Origin of the sequence: Microbacterium sp. HSID17254 (assembly GCF_003989315.1) — a bacterium.
Lineage (GTDB): Bacteria > Actinomycetota > Actinomycetes > Actinomycetales > Microbacteriaceae > Microbacterium.
Map to the genome: position 1 here is coordinate 1 of NZ_RBLT01000169.1, position 821 is coordinate 821.

Sequence of the window (821 nt, forward strand, 5' to 3'; positions counted from 1 at the left end):
CGGAACGGGGGTCCGGGGGGTGCGGACGGGGTCCACGTCGGGCGTCGTGGCCGGACGCATCCGGTAGGTGGTGGTCTCGGTGCAGGTCGGGGCGGTGGCGGAGGTCGGGTGCCCGCGGTTGCGCGGACCGCGCGGATGCCCGCTGGCCGGACCCCCGCTGTCGTGCGCAGTGTGGTCCCGGTCATACGGGGTCCGCACGGACCCGCTCCGCCCGACGACGAGAGGCGCCGACATGGGCACCCTGGACGGGAAGGGCGCACTGGTCACCGGTGCCGCGCGGGGGCAGGGCCGGTCGCACGCGGGCAGGCTCGCGGAGGAGGGCGCCGACGTCATCGCGGTCGACGTGTGCGCCGCGGTCGAGACGGTCGGCTACACGGCAGCCGAGGCCGCGGACCTCGACGAGACCGTCGCCCTGGTGGAGAAGCTGGACCGCCGGATCGTCGCCCGCCGCGCCGACGTCCGGGACCTCGCCGCCCTGCAGTCCGCGGTCGCCGACGGGGTGGCCGAGGTCGGCCGGCTCGACGTCGTCGTCGCCAACGCCGGGATCTTCTCCAGCGCCCCGGTGCACGAGCTCACCGAGCAGCAGTGGGACACGATGATCGACGTCCACCTGACTGGCGTCTGGAAGACGGTGAAGGCGACCGTCCCCACGCTGATCGAGCAGGACCAGGGCGGCTCGATCATCCTCATCAGCTCCACCGGCGGCGTCCAGCGCCATCCCGGGTTCGCGCACTACGTCGCGGCCAAGCACGGCGCGGTCGGGCTGTCCCGCACGATGTCGACCGAGCTGGGCCCGCAGAACCTCCGGACCAACGCGATCC

Annotated in this window: 1 protein-coding gene and 1 pseudogene; one reads left to right on the plus strand and one right to left on the minus strand. The window is 74.2% G+C overall.

Features of this window, described 5'->3' with window-relative positions:
- Positions 1-234: pseudogene (locus D8M34_RS19665) on the minus strand (hypothetical protein); the annotation flags it as partial.
- Here D8M34_RS19665 and D8M34_RS18385 point away from each other — a divergent pair.
- The coding region (locus D8M34_RS18385; RefSeq protein WP_148113108.1) for an SDR family NAD(P)-dependent oxidoreductase at positions 233-821 on the plus strand (589 nt) is incomplete at its 3' end. The pseudogene D8M34_RS19665 and the gene D8M34_RS18385 sit on opposite strands and share 2 nt — an antisense overlap.